General features: G+C 65.1%; 4 protein-coding genes. All 4 read left to right on the top strand.

What is annotated here, in order from left to right:
- A partial coding sequence (locus tag O2807_14455) for an NAD(P)-dependent oxidoreductase (GenBank protein MDA1001705.1) occupies positions 1-789 on the top strand: 789 nt, incomplete at its 5' end.
- Between the two features lie 101 nt (positions 790-890).
- Positions 891-1,505, top strand: a complete 615-nt coding sequence (locus O2807_14450) for a UbiX family flavin prenyltransferase (protein MDA1001704.1) — start codon at positions 891-893, stop codon at positions 1,503-1,505.
- Between the two features lie 121 nt (positions 1,506-1,626).
- Positions 1,627-1,827, top strand: coding sequence for a hypothetical protein (locus O2807_14445; GenBank protein ID MDA1001703.1), 201 nt, complete (start codon positions 1,627-1,629; stop codon positions 1,825-1,827).
- A gap of 6 nt (positions 1,828-1,833) precedes the next feature.
- Positions 1,834-2,625 (top strand): oxidoreductase (locus O2807_14440; GenBank protein MDA1001702.1); only part of this gene is annotated, 792 nt, incomplete at its 3' end.

Below are 2,625 nucleotides of genomic sequence, written 5' to 3'. Positions count from 1 at the left end.
AAACTGGAAAAAAACCGCGGGGTGGCGGCTCTTCCGCCGGGGGAGATGGCGGCCAGGTGCCGGGTGATTTTTTTCGTCGTCCCGGGCACCAAGGAGATCGCGGCCTCTCTGGGGGGACGCGATGGGGTCCTCGCCCAGGCACGGAAGGGACTTGTCATCTACGATCTGACGACCGCCGACCCCGCGGCCTCCGGACGCCTCGCCAGGCGGGCGGCACAAAAGGGCACCGCCTACCTCGATGCCGGGATGAGCGGCGGGGCGACCGGCGCCGAGGCGGGCACCCTGACCCTCATGATCGGGGGGGATGCGAAGGCCTTCCGCCGGACCCGGCGCTTTCTGGCCCCCATCGGCCGGAACATCTTTTACCTCGGCGCCAGCGGCGCGGGCCACACCATGAAGCTGATCCACAACATGGTCACCCACACCGCCTATCTTGCGACCTGCGAGGCGGGGCAGATGGCCCGGCGGGCGGGAATCCAGCTCGATGACATGATCGCGGTTTTCAACGTCTCCAACGCGCGGACCTATGCGAGCGAGTTCCGCTTTCCGCGGCACATCCTCTCGGGGAAGTGGGATGCGCGATCCCGCGTCTACAATCTCGAAAAAGACCTCCGCATGGCGGTGGAGATGGGCAGGCGGCTCAAGGCGGAGACGCGGTTGGGGGAGGTGACTCACGCCTTTCTGGAAAAGGCCATTGCCAGCGGGATGAGTGAGAAGGATTATTCGCTCCTTTACCGGGATTTTGAAAAAATCTGGAAAAAGCGAAGTGCCCGCAGGAAAAATCCCTAAATCCCGCTGTGGGCGGGGGGCGGAATTCCGGTGGCGGGCGGAGGGGAAGAAAGGTTAATATTTCCCTCTAAGCCGCAACGGTCAAATATCGGAGATATCTCGTGAAACTGGTGGTCGGCGTTACTGGGGCATCGGGCGCTATCTACGGGGCGCGCTTTCTCGAAGTGTTGCGGCAGGCCTTCCCCGAGGTGGAGAGCCATCTGGTGGTCACCAAGGCGGGCCGCCGGGTGCTCAAGCACGAGACCGGCCGGGATGTGCAGGACCTCGAGGGGCTGGCGGATTTCGCCTACCCGGAGGCGGATATCGGGGCGCTCCCGGCGAGCGGCAGCGCGGGAATTGACGCGATGGTCATCATCCCCTGCTCGATGAAAACGCTGGGTCAGATCGCGGCCGGAACGGGGGAGAATCTGGTGGGCCGCTCTGCGGACGTGATTTTGAAGGAGAGCCGGAAACTCGTTCTGGTACCCCGCGAGATGCCGCTCTCGGCGATCCATCTGGAGAACATGCTGAAGCTGGCGCGCCTCGGCGTCATGATCCTGCCGGCCTCCCCGGGGTTTTATTTCATGCCGCACACAATGGAGGATTTGATCGACCACGTGGTCGGCAAGACGCTCGACGCGCTCGGCCTCGATCAGAACCTTTTCGAGAGATGGAAGGGGCAGCTTTCCGAAAAGGGAAAAGGGGCCGTCTTCGGGTGGGGCGGAGAAAAAGTGTAATCTTCGGCGGCTCTCCGGCAATCCGCCGGTCCCCCCGTTTTTTCCGCATGCGTTTTACTTGTGCGCGTTCATTTCCTGGTTCTGCCGTGAAGGGTTGACCCATTTCGCGTGGAGTGCATTCATGAATTCACCGCAAGAACCCGCCGGGGGAGCGGATGCGATTCTGAAAGCGGCCCGTGCCCTCTACGGCGTCGCTGCGGGCGAAAAAACGCGCGAGGGCGCGAAGGAAATGGCCGCTCTCCTGGCGCGGCTCTCTGCCGCTCCCGTCGGCGATGACGAGGAGCCCATGATGCCCGTCGTGAGTGGGCCGGTGAGGGACTAGGCCCGCATGGCACTCCGAATCTTGATCCTGAAGTCTTTCTACCAGGATTCCGTCGTCCTGATGCGGCTCGCCCAAACCGTCCGGTCCCTGCCGGGCGTCGAGGAGGCTGCCGCCCTCATGGGCACGCCCTCGAACCAGGCCATACTCGAAAAAGCCGGCATGGCCTCCGATGAGAGCCGGGGCGCGGCAGTCAACGATCTCGTTCTGGCGGTGCGGGCGGAAAGCGCCGCCGCCGCCGAAAGCGCCCTCGAAGCCGGAAAGCAGCTGATCTCCGCGCGGAAGGGCGCGGCCGAGGAGGGAGACGATTACCTCCCACGCACACTCGAATCCGCCCTCTCGGTGCTCCCAGACGCCAATCTGGTGGCGATATCGGTTCCGGGGGAGTTTGCCGCCTTCGAGGCCGAGCGCGCACTGCAGCGGGGCCTCCACGTATTTTTGTTCAGCGACAACGTTTCGCTCGAGGCGGAGGTGCGCCTCAAACGCGAGGCCGCCGGCCGGGGCCTCCTCTGCATGGGGCCCGATTGCGGAACCGCCTATCTGAACGGGACGGCGCTCGGGTTTGCGAATGTGGTCCCGCGGGGGAGGGTCGGAATCGTCGCCGCCTCCGGGACGGGCCTTCAGGCGGTGGCCTCCATGCTCGCGGGCGCGGGGGAGGGGATCTCCCAGGGGATCGGCGTCGGCGGCCGCGATCTCTCGGCGGCGGTGGGGGGCGAGATGACGCGGATGGCCCTCGATGCGCTCTCCCGCGACCCGGCGACCGAGGCGATCGTCGTCATCTCGAAGCCGCCGGATGCGTCG

The organism is bacterium (genome assembly GCA_027622355.1).
In the GTDB taxonomy this organism is placed as follows: Bacteria; UBA8248; UBA8248; order UBA8248; family UBA8248; genus JAQBZT01.
Note: the sequence above shows the minus strand (reverse complement) of the source record. Positions and strands in the feature narration are given on the sequence as shown.

What these genes read in the sequence shown, in the direction of transcription:
- O2807_14445 (MDA1001703.1), top strand. Translation starts at nt 1,627, where the DNA reads ATGAATTCACCGCAAGAACCCGCCGGGGGAGCGGATGCGATTCTGAAA.